The sequence below is a fragment of the Sanyastnella coralliicola genome, from assembly GCF_030845195.1.
GTDB classification, from domain to species: domain Bacteria; phylum Bacteroidota; class Bacteroidia; order Flavobacteriales_D; family Sanyastnellaceae; genus Sanyastnella; species Sanyastnella coralliicola.
Map to the genome: position 1 here is coordinate 3,718,351 of NZ_CP132543.1, position 26,462 is coordinate 3,744,812.

The window sequence follows — 26,462 nt, forward strand, 5'->3', positions numbered from 1 at the left end:
AGTTGCCTTTTTGAACTATGAAAATTCGTGCTGCCTTTTTCGTGTTATTGTGTGCTATTCCCAGCCTGATTTGGGCTTATCCGGGGTGCACTGACCCTCTAGCCAATAATTATGACCCGTTGGCTACGGAGGATGATGGGTCGTGTGTGTATCCGCCATCAAACGACGAACCATGTCCAGCTATGCCGCTCACTATAGGGGCAGCTCCAACACAGTTTTCCATTTGCAATGCAACTCCATCGAACGTGCCAAATTTTGCGGCTAATGGGGAAACGGCGTACGATGTCTTCTTTGCCTTCAATTCAGGAGAATTTGACTCTCATCCTTTTTCCTTGGATAACGTGAACAGCTCAGAGATTGGCCTGGTGCTTTATGCGGGTAATTGCAATGAGTTAGATGATGTTGCCGGATGTCTTGTCCTAAATACTTGTGCAGGAGATTTGGACGATTTTTTGACTATCGAGGATAATATGGTCTATTACATGGGAGTGTTTACCACCGATCCTGAGAATTGTGGAGAATTTGAAATCTCCATAGAAGGTGAATACTTGGGCTGCACAAACCCCGACGCAACAAACTACGACCCAAATGCCACCGTGGACGATGGAAGTTGCCGAATCATATTCGTCCCTAACGATTTGTGTGCTGATGCGCATTGGTTGGAATGTGGCTCTGCTGTAGCAGGATCAAATAATCATGCTTCTTCCGATGATACGCCAATGGGTACAGATTGCGACCCCAACCCCGATGAAGGGGTCTGGTATGCCTTTCAAGGAGGTGGGGAATTGGTCAATGTGTCCACTTGTGGAAGCCTCATAGATACCAAACTGACCGTTTGGCAAGCACCAAATTGCGACGGGCCATTTGAGTGTGCGGTAAACGCGTATGACCCTACGCTGTATGCGACGAATAGCGACAGCTTCGACGGGTGTGGTTTTTTTGATCAAGACGATGCTTTCGTTTCCTTCATTGCTGAAATTGGAACGATATACTACATATACGTTTCATATGAAGAGTCGGATGGGAATCCGAACACAATAGATTGGGGCCTTTTTGATATTTTTCTTTCCTGCGAGACCGTCAGCCTTGGATGCACGAATCCAGCAGCATACAACTATGACGTGAATGCGAATATTGAAGATGGAACTTGCGACTATTACTCTCAGTCGTGCGAAACAGGAGAGGGTATACCTTTGATCATCAATATGTATGACTCATTCGGAGACGGATGGAATGGTGCTACCTATGAGATTTCCACATTTGACGATGTTATAATAGCTAGTGGTTCTCTAGATTCGGCTGACTCTAGTGTGGATGACGACTTTTATTTAGGACCAGAAAGTGGTTTTGACTTATTCTGCTTGGATGATGATTGTTATAGGATGACCATCGGTGGAGGAACGTTTGACAACGAGATAAGCTGGACGATCATTGACGAAAATGGAATAGAGATTCTTTCCGGAGGAGCAACTCCATCAGATGAACCCATCGTTTTCAGCACCGGAGCGGGGGAGTGTATTTCAGGATGTACCATTCTATCTGCGTACAATTATGACCCTACAGCTCAAGTTAATGACGGAAGCTGCGTCTTCGGGAACCCTGTATGTCCAGGAGATTTTAATTTCGACGGAGTTGTGGGAGTCAGTGACCTGCTGATATTCCTAGGAGATTATGGATGCACTTTCCAATGTGCAGGCGATATGGATGGAAATGACGCCGTGACTTCAGCCGATCTCTTAAGCTTCTTAAGCGCACTTGGAATGCCTTGTCCAGAATAGTAACCCATTCCGCGCTAGCGAAACCAACCATACCTCAAAAGAAATCACGTCATTTATAGTGACGCACACCTTGCTACGCCGTCATAAACCAAAATGATAACCATGAAAAAGCTGACCCTCATCCTTTTTGCACTCGGATTCCTCTTTTCCGCGCAAGCGCAAAATGATAAAACCCTAGAAGCCATGTTGAACCGCCCTGAAATGAAGGTGGAACAACGTCAAATGAAGTGGCAAAAGAAGTCGTACGACGCACATACCATGCTCATTCATGCAGATAAAGGAGAGGTGGAGAAGGCCTTAGTGAAGTTCTTTGAAGACAAGTACAAAATCTCGTTCTCGAAATTAAAAGGAATGCAGGCTGCAGAAGGCGTAGTGATGTCTGACATCATTGCTGAAACTGTGGTTGTTGCGGTATCAGTAGAAGAAGAATCGAACGGGTCACGCGCTCAAGTCATTGTTGATCTTGGAGGAAGCTCACTCAACGGCAGCGACCACCCAACGGCATCGTCAAACCTTGATCGTTTGATGCAAACATTCGCACAAAGCTTCTATCAAGACGCGTATGCTGATGTGATTGATGATCAACAAAAGACCCTAGACAAGGCGGAAAAGGAGTACGACAAATCAGTCAAAGAAGGAGAAAAGCTAGCGTCTTCAATTGAGAAGAATACAGGTAATATCAGCGATGCTGAAAACGACATTACCAAGAAGACGCAGGAGATCGAAGATCTCAAGGCTGAGATTGAAAATCTGAAAAGTGAAATCCAACAATTGCAGCGTGATCAAGAGTCGAATGCCAAGGCGCAAGAGACGAAAAAGAAGGCTGTAGAAGCGCAAAAGCTCAAAGTGAACAAGCTTCGTCAAGTAGCAGACGGACTCCAGCGTTAAACTGGATTGCAATAATTGCAGATCGGTGTGGTTTTGAAGTAGAAAAATCTGCTTACCTTCTGGAACTCAATCGAAACCAACACCACTATGAAGAAGCTTTTTACCCTGTTGATGGGAATCCTGTTGTCAGCGTCTGGCGCCTTTGCTCAGATTGATTGTGATGGCACTGAGATTCTCGTCAATATTGACCCAGGAACATTCCCAGGAGAAATTGGTCTAAGCATTGTCAATGAAGAAGGCGATGTGATTTTTGACCTGTCTGACGGACTAGGTGGTATCTTCAACGACGAAGCCATTGTGCTTTGTGCTGCTGATGGGTGCTACGAACTGGTTCTCACAGATTCTTTTGGAGACGGATGGAACGGAGGTTCTGTTACGATCTCGTATGGAGATTACATGGCAGAATTCACCCTTGAAGAAGGTGAATATGGCGTGTATGCAGTCGGAATTAATAGCGAAGACTGTATCACCGAAATAGAAGGATGTACAGATCCCGAAGCCTTGAACTATCAGCCGTGGGCCAACGTAGACGATGGTTCATGCGAATACCCATTTACATGTGAGGAAGGCATTGTAGCCAACCTTTACGTTTGCACCTTCTCTAACGGTGAAAACGTAGAAATGCAGATCACAGATAGCGAAGGAAACGAGCTTATTTACGTTTCTGGACTAGGAAATGGTGCTATTGAATACTACGAACTGTGTATTGACCCGAATGAGTGTTACACAGTGAACATGATCAATGCCGCGGGTGAGACAGGATGGTCTGGAGGATACTACTGGATCAATGCAGGTGGTGATCAAATCAGTAGCGACGATCTTGCAGACAACCTATCTGAAGAAACAGTTTATTTCACCGTTGACGGTGATTGTCCAACCCCTGGATGTACTGATCCTGAGGCCTACAACTATAATGAAGAGGCTACAGATGACGATGGCTCTTGTGAGTACTATGAAGACTGTGAAGCAACCATCGTTGTTGTTAACCTCACGACAGGGTACTTCGGCTCAGAAGTTTCATGGAGCATTGCAGATGCAGATGGAAACGTTGTAGCTGATGGAGGGGGATATTCCTCTGATTCAAATTACTTAGAAGTAGCATGCCTGGAAGACGGCTGTTACACTTTCAATGGATACGATTCTTTCGGTGATGGCTGGAATGGCGCTATCGCGGAATTGACTGTCGGCGGAGTGGCGCTTGAACCATTCACATTCGAAACAGGTGAGTTCGGAGGAATGGTATTCGGGGTGAACACAGAGGAATGTGCAGACCCGTTTGGATGTACTGATCCAGACGCTCTGAACTTTGATGATGACGCCACCATCGACGACGGTTCATGTGAATACCCAATCTATGGATGTACGGATGAAGCGGCCAACAACTACAACCCTTGGGCAAATACAGACGATGGTTCGTGTGTGTACCCAGTAGACTGTGGTGATGCAACTTTGGCTAACCTCTACGTTTGCACCTTCGGAAACGGGGAAGAAGTTTCATTGACCATCACAGACAGTGAAGGAAATGAAGTTATCGCCGTGAACGATCTGAATAGTGGTGCGATTGCGTACTACGAGATCTGTCTGGAAGCTGGTGAATGCTACACGGTGGAAATGTCTAACTCAGCTGGAAATACCGGTTGGTACGGAGGCTACTACTGGATTAACGTAGGAAACGAGCAGGTGAGCATCAACGAATTGGATGATGACATGACCGTTGAGTTGACAAACTTCTCTATCGATGGATCTTGTGACGATGAAATCGTTTACGGCTGTACTGATGAAGAAGCATCAAACTACAATCCAGATGCTACCATGGACGACGGTTCATGTGAATACCCTGAGCCATGTGACGCGAACGAAGTGAGCATTGACTTGATGACAGGATCATGGGCCAATGAGGTGAGCTTCGAGATTTACGACGCTGAAGGAAACCTTCACTATTCAAGCGAAGGTGGTTACGAGAATAATAGTGATTACACTGAGTACGCGTGTCTAGAAGACGGCTGCTACACCTTCGTCATGATTGATTCCTTCGGCGATGGATGGAATGGTGGTTCTGTGGTTCTTTCTATCGATGGTGTCGCTATCGCGGAAGGGGCATTGGATACAGGGGACATTGGTTCCTTCGCCTTCGGCGTGAACGACGATGAGTGTTCAGATGCTGACGACATCTTCGGATGTACTGATCCAGACGCGTTGAACTTCGATGACAATGCATTGATTGACGATGGTTCATGCGAGTACCCAGTGTACGGATGTACTGATCCAGATGCTGAGAACTACAACCCATGGGCTACAGACGACGACGGTTCTTGTGTTTACCCTGTTGATTGCGGGGAAGGAACACTGGCGACACTGTACGTATGTACTTTCGGAAACGGAAGTGAAGTAGCATTAACTATCACTGACAGCGATGGCAACGAAGTGATTTCTGTTAGTGATCTAGGTGATGTTGCCATTATGTACTACGACATCTGTCTCGAGTACGGCATGTGTTACACCGTTGAAATGACAAACACTGCTGGAAACGGCGGATGGTACGGTGGCTACTACTGGATTACGGCTGACGGCTACGAAGTAAGCACAGACGCGCTTGATGATGACGCGGTGACCCAAACAGTGAACTTCTCACTCGACGGTTCTTGTGGAGACGAAGAGGTGTACGGATGTACAGATCCAAACGCATTGAACTACAACCCGGATGCCACTGCAGACGACGGTTCATGTGAATACGAAATGGACATCATGGGTTGTACTGACCCAGCAGCCTTGAACTACAACCCAGAGGCAACTATCGATGATGGATCTTGTATCTACTTCGAAGAGTGTGACGGACAAACAGCATTGATTCTGCTGACTACAGAAATGTGGGGCGCAGAAGTAAGCTGGGACATCACAGATAGCGAAGGCAATGTCATCGCTTCTGGTCAAGGAGAAGGAAACGACATGATTTCAACTTCTACGGCATGTCTGTACGAAGGTGAATGTTACACCTTGAACATGTACGATTCATTCGGTGACGGATGGAACGGAGGGTTCATCAGCATCCTATTAGAGGAAGACCTATTGGTACTTGGAACGCTAGATCAAGGAGACTTCGAATCAGTAAGCTTCGGAATCAACACCGATTGTGGAGACGATCCAATCGATGTGATTGGATGTACTGACCCAGCAGCCTTGAACTACAACCCAGAGGCAACACTTGACGATGGGTCATGTATCTACGAAGACGACAACGAAGGTCTTTACGAAGGACCAATGTACTCGTTGACAGATCAGGAAACGGCAGTAGCATTGATGTTGATTCCTAACCCGGTGATCTCACATGCGAACTTGAAGTTGACAGAGCTCAACCCAGAAGCAACGATTCAAGTAGAAATCCGCGACGTATCAGGTCGTCTGTTGTTCAGCCAGAACTACGGAGAAGACCAGACGCAGTTGAATGAGGTCATCGATGTATCGAACTTCGCAGCCGGCATTCACTTCGTAACGGTAACGAACGGAGACTATAAAGAGGTGATTCGTTTGATCAAGCAATAAATTGTTTACGATCATACTGAAAGCCCCGCATTTGCGGGGCTTTTTTCATGCTTATATTTGCCATCCTCGGCCCCGTAGTTCAATGGATAGAATAGAAGTTTCCTAAACTTTAGATCCAGGTTCGATTCCTGGCGGGGCTACAATTAAAGCTCATCAGTATTGGTGGGCTTTTCTCATCTAACATATTCTTCTGGTGAAAATCGCTTGGGATCAACTAGTATCGGGGGGACGAAAAGTTGTCCAGCAAGAAATTGAATTACCTTCATGTTCGTTGTCATAATTGAATGAAGTCTTCCGGATCATAGGCATAAGGAGAGTAAGATATAACCCTTGTTTTACCTCTTCTGAACAGCATATACATTCTCTCTACTTCTGGATCAATTGGATAGAATTGTTCATTGTATTTGCGGGCAATTACCTCCCTACATATTAGGAATAGTGCCCCATCGCTGATAATCACGATATCCTTGTCATTTTTCATACGAGTTGAAACAGTTTCAATCTCAGCATACACAATCTCTTCTTCCAAAATTATTGTTTTAATGTTTGTACTAGGTGGATTGCTCTGAGCTGGAACAAAACCCCTAGCAGAAGGAAGGAGGGGGTAAGATGGTTGAGGATATGGGACAGGGGATGCTAGAACAGTTAATACAGCATCTAGTTCGGAATCTGAGTCAAACAACAATGTGCTAATTATAGTATGTGGCACAGAAGCCAATCGAGCAATAGATTTGTGCATACTAAGATTAGCGGTGGAAAAAAACTCAAATATTCTTGTTCACTTCGGAATTCAGGTCAAATTCTATAGACAGCAGAAAGGTCTTTCACAGGAAGCACTGGCACATAGAGCTTCTTTACACCGAACTTATATCGGAATGATAGAGCGTGCAGAAAAGAATATTACCCTCTTGAACATTGAAAAAATCGCTAATGCACTTGAGGTATCAATCTCGCAATTATGTGACAACAGTGATGGCTGAAGAAAGAAACAAGTACACTAACCAAAGTGATGAACTCTCCTATATCAGTGACGACCCTGAGGATTATGGAAGTAAAGGTGAGAATTGGGCAGAGCCTTTCGTAAAGTACATGAAAGCAACTGTCACGCACCCTGTTTATGAAGGCATGCCAGACGCCGTAAAAGATGATGGAAAAATCCAATGGGAAGCTCCTTCAAATAGATCAGGGGGAAAATATCAACACACTCATCAGAAAAGAAGAGACTGGTGGACGAATAAAGCTAAGTCATTAGGAATAGACCCTTCCTCAGATAAATGGATAAGCAAGACAGCCAAATCCATACATCCTACGGGTGAAAAGCCTTGTAAAAGATGTGGGATAGTTCTTCGAATTGCCTATGTCTATCCTCAATCAATGATGATCAAAAGGTTTAAGCGGATTTTTGATGATGACTTTGAAGTATCACCTATTGAACCAATTGATGAGTTGCTTCAAAGAGCATTTGACATTTATGGCGAAGATTTGATTGACAAAGCCCCAGCTATCCTGAGAACCTCTGCAATTACCCCTCCTAAATTTAAAGACATAGAGGCTCTGCTATTATGGGTTGAAGATGAATACGTTCCTAGAGAACCTTCTTTACTCAGCCCAGGAGCTATGTCCAACGCCCCAGATAGATTTGATGGATTCCACTCCTTTAATAGATGCTGTCGATCTAAAGCTGACAAAGGAAGATCTTCTGCCAACTTAAAAAGCTACTCCACAGATCGAAGAGTATTTGAATACTGGTCTGAGGGAGACTGGATAGCCGCAGACAGACTAATGGGGTTGGTGAGGAGTGTAATGTCGAAGGAAGAAAATGCGGATGGAGGAGAAGGAGCCCCCACCGCTGACCACATAGGACCAATATCGCTTGGTTTTTGTCACCGACCAAAATTCAGATTATTAAGCAAAGAAGCCAATTCTGCTAAAAATAACAGAATGACTCTTCAGGATGTAAAAGACTTAATTGAAGATCAAAATAGAGGTGTTCAAGTTGTTTCGTGGTATGCGAAAGATGTTTGGGCAATACTTCAAGAGAAAGTTCACAGCGAAGAGACATCACTTCGACTTTCCAAGATTATGAGAGATAATCAGCGAAATGCGATGGTATTGCTGTCAAAGCTATTTGAGAAACGACAAATTTATCTACTAACTATACTACTGGAACTAGAATTTGCGGATTTCAAGGTGTCATTCCCCGGTTTGAGAGCTGAGAATTACATAACCACCTTTGATTCAATTGAAAAAGAGCCCCGAGACAATAAATATGCACTTGAACAAAAGGCTCGAAGATTCAGAATAGGATTTGAGGCTCTACGTTCATACAGAGAGAAAGAGAATAGACACTTGTTTATTATAGATGAGGCTTCAATGGATGAAGCTGTGGAGAAAGTCATTGAGCTTCTTGATAATAGCTCTGAAGACACGAAAGAATTGAACTCAAGACTATGTCACATTGTCTTTTCCAAGGCAGGAGTTATTTCCGAAGCCGATACTAGGGAGATAATAGCGAAAATACCTAAAGAGGTTCCCTCTTTGTTCCATGAGGCCATAGGCATAATGGGATCTGAAATGAGGAAAATCGCTGAAGCACTTTCTAGTCTATGGGACGAAGATCGATATGTCCGTGCTCAATTTGAACTTGATGATTAATTCATCCAAATTCGCGAATGTATTCTTTTGCAGTTATTAATCCTCTCATCAATCTTTGATACGAATTGACTGGAGGCCCGACATAGTCAAGAGTATCACCGTTCTGTCCTGGAATTAGGCTAGGCAAATCAGACAGAGCATCTGAAGCAGAAATGCATTGCTTGTAGCGATTAAACAAATCTTTAGTTGGATCTAGCTTTGTAATTATTGCTGGGGGTGTGATTTCACCAAGGTACTGACGTTGCCCTATTAAAAAAACCCTCTTGCGCCTTTGAGGTATTGCGTAGTGCTCTGATTGCAGAACAAACCCATCAACATGACTGATAACCTTCTTGAATTCCTTCTTCACTTCCTGGAAGACCTTACCTTTGTCCATGTTCAAAAGACCAGATACATTTTCAAACACGAACCCATCTGGTTGTACCATTGTCAGGAACTTAGTATAATCTCGGAAAAGCAGATTTCGAGGATCCTCCATTGTTCTTTTCTTGCCCGCAGTTGAAAAACCTTGACACGGAGGCCCGCCTAGAATCCAAAATGGCTTTCTTTTATTCTCTTCTTTGAACTTAAAAGCTTTTTGGACAAGGGTATCGAATATCTGGTGGTCCGTTATACTACCAAGAATTGTGTCATCATGAACATTTCTTGCATATGTCTCAAGAAAGCGTTTTTCAATGTCGTTGGCAAAAAGAGGCTTCCATCCAGCCCATTTGAAACCTAATCCCATACCCCCTGCTCCAGAAAACAAATCAACGTAAACTCCCTTAGTCCCTATCACTTCCGAAATCTGTAATGCTACTTGATAAGCTAACAATGGCGGAACAGCATTTCCTATTTGTGTATTGATCGATTGCTGTGACCCAATAAACTCGAAAGAATCGGGAAAAGATTGAAACCTTGCGGCTTCGCGCTGTGATATTACTCTATCTTGATTGTAATGAATATGACAGCCATTACCCGGTCTATTCAAATAGGTATTGATAGTATAGGAGGGCATGTTTGGTAACAACCTGCCATAGTATGTAGATCGGCTACCTTTTCCCGCCTTATAGCCAGCGCGAATAGTCTGGACTCGCTTTGAGGGAACATCTTCTGGAATATCTTTCCAATTACCTCCGGGTGGTACTGATTTAACAATCGTCAAATCCATTTCACTTAAGGTAGATGAAAGGTGGTTATATATCTTAATTTCAACCTTTGTTCCATCTGTATTTATACCTTCCAGTAATTGATGCTCTCTCATTAGTGTTTCCTTTTCCTCAACTGATAATTTCTGGAATGTATCTACGATAAAACTATATTCGGAGATATCTAAGCCGTAAATTATTTTGGCTACATACGCGTCTATCTTAGCCTCAACATCTCCTCCTTCCAGTTGCTTACCTACAAGTTTAGCTAGATGACCAAAGTTATGGAATCTGACCCTCGAAGGTATCTTCGTTTTTCTCATTGAAGACAGGGAAATATGACCCGTTGCAAGGTTATTTCTCAGTTGAAACTCGAAGCACAACGAATTGAGAATGGCAAGTAGTATTCTCAATTCGTTTGAACTACCATCTTTGTAAAAGCATACTCCAAGAGAGTTTCCTGCTACAAAGCCTTGAGGAACTATAGTGGCTATCATTCTTCTTTTCTGACTTGATCGTGAAACGTCTCGCCAGACGATTTTTTCTTTCACCACAGAATGGGGTGCCGTCCAACCATTTTTGTTAAATGATTGAAAATCTCCCTCTTTTATACTGAACCGGTCAATCATTCGTCCCTTTATAAACAAGGGGTGGCCATTGTTTGGGACAAGATAAGCCTTGATACCTGTTTCATCAATTTCTCTCCCTGCCCATAGCCCTTCACTTATATCCTCTTCTATTTGTTGCCAATCTTTATTGTGTTGACCTAACTTCTGTAAAATATCAAGCGTTCTGTTGCTAATATTCATTGGTAAATTATAGCCCGAGCTGACAATTATTTTGTGATTTAAATCAACACTCTCCTTGCGCTCTAGATTCAATTCTTGATCAAATTTTGACAGAAGAACTTTTTGAGACTTGCCTCCATTTCTTCTGAAGACAAGTACAGCTGAATCGACATCGGCTTTACCAAATAGCTTAGCCTCTGCAGGATAATAGTCTATTGTGTGAATCGAATCGATGGTAAAGAGTTCCTTCCGGAGTGATAGAGATTGATCATCTGCTAGAAAAGATGTAGGCAAAACAACCATGGTAAAACCATTCGGCGAAACTAGGTTTCTAATCAACTCTACCCCTACTCTTGAGAGGTTTGTTCCCCAACCCGCAAATTTTCTTTTTGGTTGAGAAAGAGGATAATTCTCTGCCAGATACTTATCATATGCTTTCAAACTGGAGATGTAATCAGCCTTTTCCTGATCACCTAAATACTTTAGCTCACGGCTGTCGGGTTTGATCATTTCCCATGGCGGATTCGTCAAAATGAAATCAAAACCATATCTCTCTTCTGCGTTATGTTTAAAGGCGTCTTGGATAACAATGTTGATTTCATCAATATCTATGTCCAGCTTCATCAGCTTTTCTCTAACACCTTCAAGCCCACTCTTTTCTATATCCCAGAGATGGATAGTCCACGTCACTTCAGGCAACCCAAATTCAGCCCACTTTTCTAAGAACCAAAACACCAGCCGTCCATCACCAGCAAAGGGATCACATACGGTATATCTCGATTTAAAGCGCCCTTCATTTTTCAAGATCCCAATGAGATTTCGGATGCCATGACTAGCGATTGAATGATGTGTATAGTACTTACCCGATAACTTAACCTTGAGGTTAGTTGCATTAGGGGTGTCTTTTATGTGCTCTAAATGCTCCACTACAGAGTGCTAATTATAGTCTTCAAAAATAAGGCAATCCGAGGATCTTTTGAGCTTCAGCCGTGCCCTATATCCTGAGTTATTCACAAATCAATTACATCAGGACATAACCTAATTACGTTGACAATCACCTGAGTCGTATTCAGCCTAGAACCGGTCCAGAAGTATGTCGATAAAAATATCTGTCATATATAGGCGAAAAAGCAGACCAAAGTTTGGAACACTATCCCCTCATATCTATGAGCAATCTCCTTACTGTAGTCTTTGGTATTTCTGTTATTCTGGAGATCTCCCCGTAAGAAAGTGGTGAATCCAAGTACTTCTTGAGCTTGCGTTGATTCTTCTTTCTCTTCTTCTCTTGATCAGAGGTCTTCATTGCTCTATCTTCCCTTCTCTTTCGATTCTTTGTTTCCCTTTGTTGGTCTTCGATTTCCTCTTTAAACTTCACATTATTAAACCAACGGCAGTACTCCTCAATAAGAAAATTTATGGTGGTTTTATTTCGGAAGAAAAATTGAGGAATGAAGATTCGTTCATGAGGTTCAAGGTCATCGATTCTGAAACTCATCATTAAACGTCTTCTTCGCTTATATTGTGGCAAGTCACTTACCTTTCCATACTCACTATTGAGTTCTTGAATCTTTTCATAATAGTACTCAAGTAGCTCGTCAACGTCACAACGTATGTCATCAAATTCTTGGATTGAAATTTCGCGCTCCTTGTATCTCTGCATATTCTGGGTCATCACTTCATTAAGGTGAGTGACCCTATCTCGAATTGAAGAGATCTGCTTTCTCCTTGCCTTCATTGTAGGGTTGCTATAAAGTATTCGGAAGACTAAGTTTTGTTCATCAAATTTCTTCTGTTCATTCCTGACTGTCTTCAAAGAATCAACAGCAAGCTTATGGACATATTCACGAAACTCATCTTTGTGCTCAAAACTGTTGAATTTATCTTGCCTCACCCGAAAAGAATTATAAAGTTTTTGCACCTCTTCCTCAGTCACTTTTAACTTGCCGGCGGTTTTTGTTTAAAAGATGCGATGGGAAATAACCGAATACATAAAACGTGACCTGATATATCTCTGAGTCCATCTGGGATCTAGTTCTATGGTGTCCCCCAATAGTCATGCTCTGTGCGATCTTTCAGGCCCCATCCATTTGTTCGATACTCTAGTTCAATCTTGTGTTTCTCAAGACGCTATTCTTTTTTAATCTCTTTGAATATGTGTTTGCAAACGAGTTTTATCATGAATCCTTTAATTCCTCACGAGCCAAAACTCTAGAGGTCTTATTAAATATTTAAATATTAAAGAATAGTATAAATATTATCCTTATTCCGAATTGCCCTTGAGCAAGAAACCCCAAAAAACACCTGCGATTTCTGAACCCACGGCAGGGCAACAAAGTCGGACACACAGCTCACTGTAGAACCAACAATATCATCCTTGGACAGGAATTTACGACAACTTCGCTATTCAAAAAAGGACTGTTGGTTCATGCCTAAACGGCTCAAGAAAGAAGGCCAACTAATGAGCGATATTCCCAAGTTGAGACGACTACCCCGTAGTAAAGGTGGATCGTGACTAAACCAGTACAGATGACCTGGTTATTAAGGAGAAAAGAATGAATGGTTTGAAATCACTTTGGCCTGTTCTTCCTTGGACACCTTGATATATTTAAGAAAGCTAGATTCAGTGCGATGTCCCGTAATGCTCATAATCGCCAGTGATGGTACGCCAGCCAGATATGCGTTAGTGGCAAAACTGCGTCGTCCTGTGTGTGAGGAAATGAGCTCATATTTCGGGTTGACAAAGTCTTGTTTTCGCCCCGCAATAGTTCTAGAAATTGTTGTCATTTGGTCTATCCCAGCTTTTTGACAAACGACTTTAACGTATTCATTGAATTTCTGATTTGAAATAGGCTGTATCCCACCATTCTTATTATGTTTTTCAATGATGGCCTTGGCTCTTGGATGAAGTGGAATAATGATTTCTTCACCTGTTTTCTGTGTCCTTAGTCTAAGTAAGTTCCCATCATTTACCATATACTGAGGCTTCAGCTTATCGTAATCAGAAAATCTGAGCCCTGTATGACAGCCAAGCAGAAATAGGTCCCTAACATTATTTAGTTTCTCATTCAGGTTAACCTCTGTTATTCGCTGAATCTCATCTTCACCCAAGTACACCGAATCAGATGTCTCATGAGGTTTTTTAAAACTCTTCGATTTAAAAATCATATTACTGTGCAAACCTTCTTCTAGAGCCAAGCCCATTAGTAGCTTAATGAACTTGATAATTCGCCCTGTAGAGTTCGCAGAATAGTTGAGTTGATTATTACAGTATTCAATTAGTTTGTCATAGAACTAATGGTTCACACAATCGAATGAAATCCGTTTTTTAAGTGTCCGTTCAAATGCCGTTAAGTGTTTGTAGCAAGTCCTGTACTGCTTTATAGTATTTGGCTTCTTAACGTTAGTTGACCGTAGTATGTGCCTTTGTGCATAAGGAAGAAGGTAAGTCTTGTCATCATCCGAATGCTTGGGATCGGTGAGTCTTGATTTTATCAGTTCTACTTCACGTTTAACCGAATGAGTTGAGATGTCATTGTCTAGTTGAAGCTGTCTAAGAGCCCTCTGAATCTCGATCTTAAACCTGTTTATTAGCTCGTTAATCTCTACATCATCAGAACAGTTCTCAACTTGTTCTGTCTTTTGATTAAACCTGCCTGAGTGTACAGAAATACCAAGTGAGCTTTTGACTCTGAAACCTGAGAAGCTGATATCTGCATATAAGTATTGCTTCCCGGACTTTTTTCTAATTCTAGTCTTCATATTGATTCATTTGGGAGAATAGGGTGTCCATGATGGGGTCCAAAAGGACTTTGAATACCTCTGTAATGGGAGGTGATGAAAACCCATAAATTCTCATGTTATTACTTAAATAATACAACGAACTAGTTGATCTTTCAGGGACTATTAGCCCTTTCAGAACTGGATGTATGGCAAGGAAAAGAACAAATGACCATCCAAAAAAGAGCTATTTTTGTTGCCCTCCGTTAGATACCTGACGGGGCTGCTTTTCAGATCGAAGGAAAACAGACCAAAATCAATGGTCAATTTTACCATTCAGAGTCCAGCACTTTATCGAGTAAAAAGCGAGTTCAGTCGATATAAACACCTTGTTTACAGCGCTTTTTGTGTATTTTTAGGGTACAATACCTAACCATGACTTTCGCTAAACTCATCTTCTCGACCCTCGTGTGTTTTTTGACACTCACTTGTGCTGCACAGTGGGAACAGCTCGGATCAGATATTCTGGGAGTTGCCGCATTTGATTTTGCTGGACAGGTCGTCAGCATCAGTGATGATGGTTCTACGGTAGCGGTGGCAGCTCCAGAGAATGATGTAAATGGGAACAAGTCTGGGCATGTCCGTGTGTTTCGACTGGAGGCTGAAGAATGGGCGCAATTAGGAAGTGATCTGAATGGTATTGCAGAACTCGATCAGTTCGGATGGTCAGTTAGATTAGACGCCGATGGCGACCGTATCATTGTTGGAGCACCCTATCATGAAGGACCCTTCTTTGAAAGTGGTCAGGCGCGTGTTTTTGAGTACGATGGGGCTGACTGGATTCAGATTGGACAAGCCTTAGACGGAACAGGTGAAGAAGAACGATTTGGGTACGACGTAGCCATCTCAGATGATGGTTCGATCATATCGGTGAGCAGCATCAGAGCGTATTTTCTGCGGGGAACAGTTCGTTCGTATCAACTGATTGGAGGTGTTTGGACACAGTTGGGTTCAGACCTTATCGGGCAGAGCACATCGGATGCAATGGGAGAGTCTATCGATATGGTTGCAGACGGGTCACGGATTGTAGTGGGAATTACCGGAGAGGACCAGGGAGCAATGAACGCCGGACAGATAAGAGTATACGATTTTGACGGAGCTGATTGGAGTCAAGTAGGAGGTAACATCAACGGAGAAAACAGTTTCGATGCTTTTGGAAGAGGAGTGGCCATCAGCGCCGATGGGTCTACGATTGCTGCTGGAGCACCCAACCATTTCAATTCACAAAGCAACGCCGGTCAAGCAAAAGTCTTCAGCTGGGATGGCGACGCTTGGGTCCAAAAAGGCGCTACCATCGAAGGGGATGATTTCTCTGAATTGTTGGGATATAATGTCTCACTTGACGCTGATGGGTCGACATGGACCGTGGCTTCCATTAACCATGACTCACCGTCAGCACAAGGGGCTGGAAGATTACAATTGTTGCAATGGGATGGGGCAGCGTGGCAATCAGAACTTGACCTTGTCGGTGATAACCCCGGTGTTAGTATGGGCAGTGATGTACAGATTAGTCAAGACGGACGCACGTTCATAGTCGGTGTTCGAGGAAGCGATATTGGCATCAATCAAAGCGGTAAAGCTGAGGTTTGGTCAGACCCTATTTGTTTAGGAGATTTTGATGACAACGGAACGAGAGATACGTCAGATCTGTTGTTATTCCTTTCCCAGCTCAACTGTACTTCTGAGTGCGTTGCAGATTTGAATGGTGATGGAGAGGTGACCATAACTGATCTGTTGGATTTTCTTTCAGTTTTTGGAGAGGCTTGCCCTTGATAAAGGAGGTTTTATCTGCTTCTTCTTATACAGAATTGGCTGATTTCAAGGCTTTTTTCTAATTTGAAGGCTCTATTGAGTATTGAAACTAAACACCTTAACCTATGAAACGGCTTTCTACGCTTTTGTTCGTGCTGTGCTTCGCACTGCAAGGCTTTTCTCAAGACATTGAGTCGATTACTCCGAATGCGGCTGATCCAGGCGAAACTCTGGAGGTGACCATTATCGGAATTGACACAGATTTTCCAGCAAATGAATCAGGTCTTTGGGCCGGAATCGGTCAAACGAGTTCAACTGCTTGGGAAATTCAAGACATTCAGCAGGTTTCAGCAACTGAGCTGAACGGTACTCTATCTATTCCAATGGATGCTATCGGCGGACCTTACAATGTTTATGTGAGCGGAAACAACCCATGGCAAGGAATGGTGCTAGATGATGGGTTCTTTGTGGTTTGTCCAGAAAACCCAGGATGTAATGACCCTGAAGCGTGTAACTACGACAGTGAGGCTGCTTGTAATGATGGTTCCTGCACATATCCTGGCTGTACAGACCCTGATGGCTGTAATTATGATCCTGATGCGGGATGTGAGGATGGCTCGTGTACCTATCCGGGATGTACTAGTTTCAGTGCGTGTAACTATGATTCTAATGCGGGATGTAATGATGGCTCGTGTGTATTCCCTGGCTGCGGAGATCCCGATGCATGTAATTACGATGCAGATGCTGGTTGTCCGGCAGCTTGTACCTATCCAGGATGTATTTACTCTAACGCAGACAACTACGACCCAGACGCGGGGTGCGATGATGGTTCATGTACCTTCACATTGAACGGAATGGTCTGGTATGACGAAAATGAAAACGGCTTTGTGAATGGAGGTGAATACGGACTCCCATTCCAAGAAGTGATTCTAAATCCAGGTAACATCACTGCCATCACGAACGATGCAGGAGAGTACCAGTTTGCTGGAATTCCTGTCGGTAATTATACGATTGAAGTCGTTACGACGGAGCTTTACCCATACGTGTCAACATCAAACCCTGCGAATGTTTTCTTAGGCAACGGTGGAAATAACACGATGTACAATTTCGGCCTAAGTGAGGAATTGCCGCAGTATGCGATCTGCGTGGATTACTACCCTCCAGGTGTAGGATATCCTTGTAACGATTGGGTGAACCATAACATTTGCTTCCGTAACCTAGGTAACGTGACCATTGACGGGTATATCGCAGTGGAAATGAACCCGTTATTCCAAGATTATCAGGCGGTAACACCGATTGATTCGGTAGTTGACCTTACCATTTACATGAGCTTTGAAGGGTTGCAACCAGGTCAAATGTTCTTCTATGATGTGTCGTTCTTGACACCAAGCGTTGATTACATTGGGGAGTTCATCACTTCAAATGCTACGGCAGTTGGTTTCCATAATGGCGATCAAGTAGCCGTTGGTGCTGAGGAACTCACGGTGGAAATGACTTGTGCATATGACCCGAATGATAAGCAGGTGTTCCCCAATGGATATGAAGAACCACATTACGTGCTTCCAGAAACAGAACTTGAATACCTCGTTCGTTTCCAGAATACCGGTAACGCACCAGCAACGAACGTAACGATTTCGGATACGATTTCGGAATACCTAGATCTGGAAACCTTCGAGTTAATGGCTAACTCACACTCGGTGATGGTTCAGATTAATCCAGAGAACCGTCAGATCGACTTTGTGTTCGAAAACATCATGCTCCCAGATAGCACATGTTGTGAGCCTGAGAGTCATGGTTTGGTGTCTTACATCATCAGACCATATGCTGACCTCGCGCCTGAAACGGAGATCAACAATACAGCCTACATCTTCTTCGATAACAACCCGCCAATCATTACCAACACAACTTGGACTACGATCTATGATTGTAACAATGGCTTGGCAACTTTTGAAATGTCAACAGAAGAGGCTTGTTCGGGAGAAGAGATTGACTTCTTAAACGAGCAAAACTATGTTGAAGAGTATAGCTGGCTAATTGATGGTGAAAGCGTTGGTGTCGATGATTTGATCTCTCTAAACCTTGATCCAGGTGAATATGAGATTGAACATATCGCAATAAATCCGCTTTGTGAGGCGACGCAATCAGATAACTTCATTGTGAACCCATCACCAACGGCTGATGCAGGAATGGACCAAACGATTTGTGAAGGTGAGTCTGTAGATCTCATGGCCACCGGTGGATTTATGTACGACTGGCTTGACCTCGGACAAGGTGCGGCACAAACGGTGTCTCCTGAAGAAACAACGGTGTACACGGTGACAGCGATTTCTGAAGAAGGTTGTACAGATGAAGATGAAGTGGAGATTGTTGTCAATGAGTTGCCTGAGGCTAACGCTGGAATGGATCAAGAGATCTGTGAAGGGGAATCAGCTGATTTGATGGCGACTGGTGGTGACCAGTACAACTGGACTGACCTAGGAGATGGCGCTGACCAAACAGTATCACCGGAAGAAACTACGACGTACACGGTGACTGTATCTTCTGATGAAGGTTGTTCTGATACGGACGAAGTTCAAGTAACAGTGAACCCGCTTCCAACAGCTGAAATCACTGAAGCCGGTCCTGTTCTTACAGCTTCAGCTGGAGATTCGTACCAGTGGTACCTCAATGGAGACATGATTGACGGTGCTACATCACAAGAATACACAGCCACAGAAAACGGAATCTACACCGTAGAGGTTACGAACGAATTCGGTTGTACAACATTGTCTGCTGAAGTGAATGTGACGAGCATTACGGTGGAAGAAGAAGAGATTACGATTCTGACTTACCCGAACCCGACACGAGACTTCTTGTACATCCAAGTGGATGCTGGCTGGACATACGACATGAGCCTCTTCGATGCCTCAGGTCGACTTGTGGCACAGCAAGCGAACGTGTCAGACTCACTCTTCGAGTTGGATTGTACGCAGCTTGGAACAGGTACTTACAAGTTGATTCTTCAGCAAGGTCAACACCGTGTGACGAAGACCATCATCATTGAATAAGCTTCGGTACAGAAGACTAAATAGAAAATGAGGTAAAGGGGCAGTGAAAACTGCCCCTTCTTTTTGCTGGAATTGGTTGATATGTAGGCTTTTTCCTAATTTGTTTTCCTAACTATTGAATAAAACACCTTATCTATGAAAAGACTCTCTACGCTATTGCTGGTATTGTGCTTCGCGATACCAGGATTTTCTCAATCTATTGAATCAATTGTTGCCAATTCGGGTGCTCCAGGTGAAACCTTAGAAGTGACCATAACGGGTATTGGAACCAATTTCCCAGATTATCTGTTTGCAAGCGAATCAGGGTTGTGGGCAGGTATAGGACAAACAAGTTCTACATCTTGGCCGATTTCAAATCTGGAATACATCTCTGAGACAGTAGCTACAGGAACCCTTGAAATACCTGCTGATGCCGAGCAAGGGGTCTATGACCTTCATGTCGCATACACGGGTTACGTAAACGGTGGTTGGCCATGGGAAGACGAATGGGGACCTTGGGAAGAACTTGAATTATCGGAGAGTTTCTGTATTGGATGCGAGAATCTAGGATGTTCGGACCCTGATGCAAATAACTATGACCCAGAGGCTGAATGGAACAACGGCACCTGCGAGTACAACATCCAAGGTTATGTTTGGTATGATGACAATGAAAATGGATTATACACTGCGGGAGAGCAATTTTTGTCTTTCCAGAACGTGATTCTTAACCCGGGGAACATTACAGCTATTACCAATGATGAAGGGCAGTATATATTCCAAGGAGTTACGCCGGGTAATTATACCGTGGAAGTTGTGACAACGGAACTCTTCCCGTTTTATACACTTCCTTCGAATCCAGTAAACGTCTTTGTAAGTCCTAGTGGAAATGTCCCTGATGTTAACCTCGGACTCAGCGATGACTTACCTCAGTTTGCGATTTGTGTTGATTTCTACCCTCCAGGAGTGGGCTACCCTTGTAACGATTGGGTGAACCACAATATCTGCTTTCGAAATATGGGTAACCAAACCATTGATGGTTACGTCGCGGTTGACATTAACCCGTTGATCCAAGACTACATGGAGGTGACGCCGATTGATTCCGTCGTTGGTAACACTGTGTATATGGGGTTTGAGGACCTAGCTCCAGGGCACATGTTCCTTTACGACATTGAATTCCTGACTCCGTCTGTTGATTTTATCGGGGAGTTTATTACTTCAACGGCCACAGCAGTAGGGTTTTTCCAAGGAGCACAAGTGGCCATGGGTGTAGAAGAGTTAACCGTTGAAATGACCTGCGCGTATGATCCAAACGACAAACAGGTCTTCCCGAACGGATATGCTGAGCCACATTACGTGCTTCCAGAAACCGAACTGGAATACCTCGTGCGTTTCCAGAATACGGGGAATGCTCCGGCTACGAACGTGACCATTACCGACACGATTTCTGAATACCTGGATCTTACCACCTTCCAGCTGATGGCGAATTCGCATTCAGTGATGGTGCAAATTGATCCGACAACGCGTCAAGTTGACTTCGTCTTTGAAAACATCATGCTTCCAGACAGCAACTGCTGTGAGCCGGAAAGCCATGGACTAGTTTCCTACACCATTCTTCCTTTCGCTGGACTGGAGCCAGAAACGGAGATTAACAACACCGCTTATATCTTCTTTGACAATAACCCGCCAATCGTGACCAACACAACATGGACGACGATCTATGACTGTAACAACGGGCTCGCTTCATTCGAAATGTCGGCTGAAGCAGCTTGTGAAGGTGTACCGATTGACTTCTTGAACGAACAAGAATATGTCGAAGAATACCTCTGGAGTATTGACGGTGAAAACATGGGTATAGAAGACTTAGTGTCGCTCACGCTCGAACCAGGTGAATACGAGATAGATCATACGGCAACGAACCCACTCTGTACTGCTACGCAATCGGAGACAGTAGAAGTCTATGAAACGCCTGAGGCTAATGCCGGAGTCGATCAAGAAATCTGTGCCGGATCAACAACAGAGCTCGAGGCTTCTGGAGGATTCCTATATGACTGGGATGGACTAGGACAAGGAGCGACTCAAGAAGTATCACCAGAAGAAACCACCACCTACACCGTAACCGTGGTTTCAATGGATGGCTGTTCAGACACCGATGAAGTTGAGGTGGCAATTGTTGAAGGCCCTGAGGCCGACGCAGGTCTTGACCAAGAAATCTGTGAAGGCGAAAGTGCAGACTTAAGTGCTTCAGGTGGTAACGCATACGATTGGACAGACCTTGGAGAAGGAGCTGATCAGACCGTAAGCCCGACAGAAACTACGGTTTACGTCGTGACTGTCACTGGAGGTAACGGATGTAGTAGCACTGATGAAGTAGAGGTGCTTGTGAATCCAGCACCTTTAGCGAATGCCGGTGACGACGATGCCATTTGTATTGGCGAGTCGATCGAGCTGACTGCTTCTGGTGGTGAGAGCTACAATTGGGAAACACTAGGAGAAGGAGCAACCCAAGAGGTATCTCCGGAAGAAACGACAACGTACGTAGTGACTGTGCTAGGTTCCAATGGATGTAGCGCTTCAGATATGGTTGAAATTATTGTCAACGAGTTACCGCACATTGAAGCAGGAGCTGACGTTGATATTTGCCCTGGAGACATGGTTGATTTGACCGCTACTGGAGGAGAAACCTATGTATGGCTTAACGAAGGAGAAGGTGCCGTGATTCAGGTACTTCCAGAAGAAACCACAACGTACGTTGTGACAGGGACTGACGCTAACGGTTGTACAAATACTGACGCTATTGAGGTAGTTGTGAATTCATTACCTGAAGCAGACGCGGGCGAAGACCAAACAATCTGTGCTGGTGAGACCATCGAACTCACCGCTTCAGGTGGGGTAGAATACGTTTGGGTTGACGTAGCCGAAGGAGCAACTGTAGAGGTTTCTCCAACGGAAACGACGACTTACGTTGTTTCGGTATTCAGCGCAGAAGGTTGTTCAGACTTTGATCTCGTTGATGTTATCGTGAATGCTCTTCCTGAGGCTAACGCCGGAATGGATCAGGTGATTTGTGTCGGAGAAACCGCAAACTTGATGGCTTCTGGAGGTGATTCTTATGACTGGACAGACCTTGGAGAAGGCGCTGGACAAGATGTTTCACCTGAAGAGACAACCACTTACGTCGTAACCGTTACCAATGGTGAAGGTTGTTCAGATACGGATGAGGTTGAAGTCTTGGTGAATCCGCTTCCTGAGGCTAACGCCGGAATGGATCAAGCCATTTGTGAAGGAGAAACCGCAAACTTGATGGCTTCTGGAGGTGAATCTTACGAATGGGAAAACCTCGGCTCAGGCGCTGGTCAAGAGGTGACTCCAGATGAAACCACAGTGTACGTTGTGACGGTAGAAGACGCCAACGGATGTTCTGATTCGGATGAAGTTGAAGTAACAGTAAACCCACTGCCTACTGCTGAAATCACTGAAAATGGCCCTGAACTCACAGCATCAGCCGGAGATTCATACCAGTGGTACATCAACGGAACACCAATCGATGGTGCTACTGATCAAAGCTACACAGCAGAAACAACAGGAAACTACTCTGTTGAGGTGACAAACATCTACGGATGTTCTACCATTTCAGAAGAAATGGATGTGATCATCATTTCAGTTGAAGAGCAAGAAGTAGCCATCTTGACTTACCCGAACCCTACGCATGACATCCTCTACATCCAAGTGGAAGCAGGATGGACCTATGAGATGAACTTGTTTGACGCTAGCGGACGAATCGTAGCGCAGCAATCAAACATCGTTGATTCACTCTACGAATTGGATTGTACGCAGTTCGGAACGGGAACCTACAAATTGGTACTCCGCAATGGAGACCAACGAATTACGAAAACGATCATTGTGAAGTAATCTACTTCCGATTCAAATAGAAAAGTCCCGCGACCGCGGGACTTTCTTTTTGCTCTAATTTCTAAAACGGTCCTTCTTTCGGAGATGCTCAATGAAGTCTTCATTCGCATTGGCTGCATCTCGGAAGGTGTCGATTAAGTAGTCTGTTCGAATCAAAAGCGAATCCATCATGTGATGACTGATGGCTGGGTATTCTTCCTCTTGCATTTGAGCGAATTTGCGCTTCAGAATCGCCAAGGCAAAAGGCTCGTAGGTAGGAGGTAAGAGGTGATCATTCTTCGCAGGACAGGTTAAGATGGTCTCATAAGCCTCTTCATTGCGCCCAAGGTTGTAGTATACGGCACTCAGATTGCAAATAATCTGCGTGTAACGTGGAGAAAGCACAAGTCCCTCCTTGTATACTCTAATAGCGTTTTCATTGTCACCTATTTGCACATAAGCGCTTCCCAAGTTGTTCAGGGTGCGGATGTGGTACGGATTGAATTCAAGGCCTCTTTCAAAGGCTTCAATCGCTTCTTCTGGTTTCCCTTGCTCATATAGACCAACACCAGCGTACCAGGGAATTGGAGTCGAGGCATTGTCAATATTGAAGTACTTATTCGTCGCTAGTTCAGCTGCTTTGACTACACCGCGGTTGTTTTTCTTAGCGTCTTGGCGATACACTTCTGCGGTGAGGGCCTCTCCTTCAATTCGCTTCCAAGACACCCACGCAGTATAAGCACTTCCCAAAGTGACGAGCGCCATCAAGCTCATCATCACTGCCTTTGGAAGGCTGATCATTCGCTTCGTTGATTCGGATTCAACGATTCCGTAGGCCATGATGAGCACTAAGAGGACTTGAAGCAGAATGCGTTCCTTCGGAAAGGAAAAAGAAGCGATGACCAAGTAGCCAGTCAAGGCAAAGATCCATCCCAACATTCGGCGGTCGCCAGTGGTGAAGTAGCCTTTGATCATGAAGCCCAGCGTCAACAAGAACAGCGCTAAAAAGGCCATGTAGCCACCTAATCCAGTCTCTGACAATACCCAGAGGAAATCATTGTGAGGACGCTGGGCAAATCGCAGCCCTTGTTGACCTTCTTCGCTAACATGTCCGTAAGTAGGCAAGAGGATCTTCCATGAGGCTAAGCCTTTTCCTTGCCACGGCGATTCTTCGATCATTCGCGACGTATGGTACCACATGTGAATCCGCTTGTTCACGGATGACTGAGCCATGTCATTAATCTTGTCGGCACGGAGCTCAGTAGAAGCACTTTCAAGGCCAATTCGGATGACCCCAGGGTTGATGGCGACAGGAATCACCAACACTGCCCAAATCAGAACTAAGCCCCATTTAAAGTGCTTCTGCAACACGTGAAAATTCTTCCTTCGAATGAGAAAACATAGACCAGCCACGACAAGACCGAGCAACATCCCTAATTGCACGCTTCGGGTTTGAATGAGCATCGCCATCGCTACGGCTAGCACCATATAGGTTACGAGTAAACGCTTCCGCGCTAGCGAAATGCCGCGTAATAGCCAGAAAGCAAAAGGTAGGCTCAAGAAGAGGTAAGAAGAAAAGAGGTTTCTGTTCGCCATTGAACCACTGATTCTTCCACGTCTGAACAGGGGCCTATCAGGATCAAGACGCCATTGGACCAGGTCTTTGATTCCCCAGATCAACATGATGATTCCGCCAAGAACCAGGCACCATGCCACCCATTTTCGCGCTTCTTTTACCTCAGCAAGTATCATTACGGAGACGGTCCAGAACAGGAAGATTAAGCCCACTCTTAGGAAGTCAAAAAGACCCTCGGCTGCGTTCACTGAATGAGTAAAAGCGATTCCCGAAAAGAGCACGTAGGCGGCCCAAGTGCTGGCTACCGGCCAATGCAATTGCAAGGCTTTCTTCTGCATTGCTAAGCTAAGCGCAGTAAGTAAGAGCGCAATCGACAGGAACATCGTTCGCGGGGCCAACACCGGGTCAATGATGCTGGTTGAAAACGTGACCGTTAATAGCAATGGAATGGCAGCAAGCAGTATAGCCGGTAGTTTCTGCATGCACCGAAGATAAGGGAAGAAAAGAGGAAGAATGAGAAAAAGAGGAAGAATGAGAATTCGTTAGGGATGCGCATGCGCATCCTTTTTTTGTCACCCCTACCTCACCACAAACCGCTCTACCGTGGTCACACCATCAATAGTCGCTTCAAGAAGGTAATTCCCTGTTGGGAGATCGAACCCTGCGAAAGAGACTTTGTGGTTGGCAGCAGGCATGGCTTCATCGAGAAGAATTGCGGCCACTTTTCCGTTCATATCGATCACTTGAAGCTGGCAATTTGCTGCTTTATCGAGTTCAAATTGAATGTACGAAGCTTCAGAGACCGGGTTCGGGTAGATGGTCAATGCGCGTGCAGCCTCTTCTTCCGAAATACCCACGGGGTCACCGAAGTACAAGTAAGTGATGGTGTTGTTACCTGAGTTGGCAATAGCCAGAGTGTCAGTCTGCACCGCGTAGCTGATGTCTGCGGGTTGTGAAAGTCCAGAGGTGGTTACGGTTTCTTGAACCGTAAAATCGTTTGCAAGCAGCGTGATACGGGTTGGAGACCAGCTTGAGATGTAGAAATTTCCGTCTTCATCGTGATCAATACCATCAATTTGGTTGAGTCCGGTATCAGTGATTTCAGCCGTGCTGTAGTCAGCAAGATCAACGGTGCGCACACCGCCACCTGACCAGCATACGTACACCAAGCGGTTGTTCGCTTCGTCATATGTGATACCGTTGGGAGTGCAGCTCGTGTTGGTAACCACTTCATTGATAACGAGGTTGCTATCATCAGTCACGTCGATCTCGTAGATCGAATTCGCACCGAAATCAGTTACCCAGATACGGTTATTCGCAGGGTCAGAAGCCATTCCGTTGAGGAAGTCACTGCCTGAAATGGTCGTCGACCCGAGTTCTGCTTCCGTGCTTAGGTCGTGCACCTTGATGGATTGCGTAAAACCACCAGAAATGGTGTAGAGTTTATTGCCAATTACCTCCATTCCATAGTCTGCATCTTCGTCTCCGAAAAATGAGAGTTCATCAGAACCACTGGCCTGTTGAAGGATCGAACTTCCGTTGGAAATGATGTATCGGTTCTGGGTGGGGTCGTATTCAACCGCTTCGGTTCCTGTGATATTCTGAGCGCTTGCGGCAACAGAGATAAAGAGGAGTAGGAATGTAAAAAGTCTCATGGCTCGTATGGT

Annotated in this window: 15 protein-coding genes and 1 tRNA gene; 9 read left to right on the forward strand and 7 right to left on the reverse strand. The window is 44.5% G+C overall.

Features of this window, described 5'->3' with window-relative positions; translation table 11 throughout:
* Positions 1-17: 17 nt before the first annotated feature.
* From RA156_RS15345 to RA156_RS15360, 4 genes are all read left to right on the forward strand, one after another.
* A complete protein-coding gene (locus tag RA156_RS15345; protein ID WP_306641331.1) occupies positions 18-1,778 on the forward strand; it encodes a hypothetical protein in 1,761 nt (586 codons plus the stop codon).
* A 102-nt stretch (positions 1,779-1,880) separates the two neighbouring features.
* Positions 1,881-2,666: a hypothetical protein gene (locus RA156_RS15350; RefSeq protein WP_306641333.1), complete on the forward strand. Its 786-nt coding sequence runs from the start codon at positions 1,881-1,883 to the stop codon at positions 2,664-2,666.
* An 87-nt stretch (positions 2,667-2,753) separates the two neighbouring features.
* A complete protein-coding gene (locus RA156_RS15355) occupies positions 2,754-6,206 on the forward strand; it encodes a T9SS type A sorting domain-containing protein (protein ID WP_306641334.1) in 3,453 nt (1,150 codons plus the stop codon).
* Positions 6,207-6,274: 68 nt separating this feature from the next.
* A tRNA-Arg gene (locus tag RA156_RS15360) sits at positions 6,275-6,346 on the forward strand.
* A 134-nt stretch (positions 6,347-6,480) separates the two neighbouring features.
* On the opposite strand, the gene RA156_RS15365 is transcribed toward RA156_RS15360, so the two are convergent.
* Positions 6,481-6,888 carry a hypothetical protein gene (locus tag RA156_RS15365; RefSeq protein ID WP_306641335.1) on the reverse strand — a complete coding sequence of 136 codons (408 nt, stop codon included), beginning with the start codon at positions 6,886-6,888 and terminating at the stop codon, positions 6,481-6,483.
* Between the two features lie 70 nt (positions 6,889-6,958).
* Here RA156_RS15365 and RA156_RS15370 point away from each other — a divergent pair, with 70 nt between their 5' ends.
* Positions 6,959-7,186 carry a helix-turn-helix domain-containing protein gene (locus RA156_RS15370; protein ID WP_306641337.1) on the forward strand — a complete coding sequence of 76 codons (228 nt, stop codon included), beginning with the start codon at positions 6,959-6,961 and terminating at the stop codon, positions 7,184-7,186.
* A complete protein-coding gene (locus RA156_RS15375) occupies positions 7,167-8,861 on the forward strand; it encodes an Alw26I/Eco31I/Esp3I family type II restriction endonuclease (RefSeq protein ID WP_306641338.1) in 1,695 nt (564 codons plus the stop codon). The genes RA156_RS15370 and RA156_RS15375 overlap by 20 nt, the downstream gene beginning before the upstream one ends.
* Before the next feature lies 1 nt (position 8,862).
* Here RA156_RS15375 and RA156_RS15380 read toward each other — a convergent pair whose 3' ends face one another.
* From RA156_RS15380 to RA156_RS16685, 4 genes are all read right to left on the reverse strand, one after another.
* Positions 8,863-11,703, reverse strand: a complete 2,841-nt coding sequence (locus RA156_RS15380) for an Alw26I/Eco31I/Esp3I family type II restriction adenine-specific DNA-methyltransferase (RefSeq protein WP_306641339.1) — start codon at positions 11,701-11,703, stop codon at positions 8,863-8,865.
* A gap of 223 nt (positions 11,704-11,926) precedes the next feature.
* Positions 11,927-12,709 carry a helix-turn-helix domain-containing protein gene (locus RA156_RS15385; protein WP_306641340.1) on the reverse strand — a complete coding sequence of 261 codons (783 nt, stop codon included), beginning with the start codon at positions 12,707-12,709 and terminating at the stop codon, positions 11,927-11,929.
* Positions 12,710-13,314: 605 nt separating this feature from the next.
* On the reverse strand, positions 13,315-13,971 hold the full coding sequence (locus RA156_RS15390; RefSeq protein WP_306641341.1) for a site-specific integrase: 657 nt from the start codon (positions 13,969-13,971) through the stop codon (positions 13,315-13,317).
* A 96-nt stretch (positions 13,972-14,067) separates the two neighbouring features.
* Entirely contained in the window at positions 14,068-14,535 is a 468-nt protein-coding gene (locus RA156_RS16685) for an Arm DNA-binding domain-containing protein (RefSeq protein WP_350339790.1), read from the reverse strand.
* Positions 14,536-14,928: 393 nt separating this feature from the next.
* Between RA156_RS16685 and RA156_RS15395 the strand changes: the two genes are divergently transcribed.
* The 3 genes from RA156_RS15395 (at position 14,929) to RA156_RS15405 (ending at position 23,240) form a co-directional block, all read left to right on the forward strand.
* Positions 14,929-16,326 carry a hypothetical protein gene (locus RA156_RS15395; protein WP_306641342.1) on the forward strand — a complete coding sequence of 466 codons (1,398 nt, stop codon included), beginning with the start codon at positions 14,929-14,931 and terminating at the stop codon, positions 16,324-16,326.
* A gap of 104 nt (positions 16,327-16,430) precedes the next feature.
* A complete protein-coding gene (locus RA156_RS15400) occupies positions 16,431-19,352 on the forward strand; it encodes a DUF7619 domain-containing protein (protein ID WP_306641343.1) in 2,922 nt (973 codons plus the stop codon).
* A gap of 135 nt (positions 19,353-19,487) precedes the next feature.
* Positions 19,488-23,240 (forward strand): DUF7619 domain-containing protein, encoded by a 3,753-nt coding sequence (locus tag RA156_RS15405; protein WP_306641344.1) that lies wholly within the window; start codon positions 19,488-19,490, stop codon positions 23,238-23,240.
* Positions 23,241-23,294: 54 nt separating this feature from the next.
* Here the strand turns inward: RA156_RS15405 and RA156_RS15410 are convergent, their stop codons facing one another.
* Together RA156_RS15410 and RA156_RS15415 are read right to left on the reverse strand one after the other, a co-directional pair.
* A complete protein-coding gene (locus RA156_RS15410; RefSeq protein WP_306641345.1) occupies positions 23,295-25,277 on the reverse strand; it encodes an O-antigen ligase family protein in 1,983 nt (660 codons plus the stop codon).
* Positions 25,278-25,373: 96 nt separating this feature from the next.
* The gene (locus tag RA156_RS15415) at positions 25,374-26,450 is read right to left on the reverse strand and encodes a T9SS type A sorting domain-containing protein (protein WP_306641346.1); all 1,077 of its coding nucleotides are present in this window, start codon (positions 26,448-26,450) and stop codon (positions 25,374-25,376) included.
* Positions 26,451-26,462 lie beyond the last annotated feature (12 nt).